This is a genomic window from Achromobacter sp. 46006, from assembly GCF_059761975.1.
In genome coordinates this window covers 1-294 of the sequence record NZ_JCBANN010000154.1, presented here as the reverse complement: position 1 = coordinate 294, position 294 = coordinate 1, and the positions used below count along the sequence as shown (strand labels likewise).

Genomic DNA, 294 nt, shown 5'->3' with positions numbered 1-294 from the left:
GGTTGCCGTCTTCCTTGACGGAGCCGGCATCGTCGCCCGGCTGGTTCGGGGTGATGACGGCCGTGTCGTTGGTGCCGGTGATTTCGACGGTGATGGTCTTGGTGGCGGTGCCGCCGTTGCCGTCATCGACCGTGACGGTGATGGTGTCGGTGACCTTTTCGCCGTCTTTCAGGGCCTGGACCTTGTCGCTGCTGTTGTCCAGCTCGAACTTCCAGTTGCCGCTCTGGTCGACGGTGAAGGTGCCGTACTGGCCCTTGCCGTCGTTGCTGACGGTCCAGGTGTGGGTGTCGCTGG

The 294-nt window shown here is 63.9% G+C and carries 1 protein-coding gene; it reads right to left on the bottom strand.

The window, feature by feature from the left end; genetic code table 11:
• A partial coding sequence (locus AC6LKG_RS26605) for a VCBS domain-containing protein (RefSeq protein WP_498170002.1) occupies positions 1-294 on the bottom strand: 294 nt, incomplete at both ends.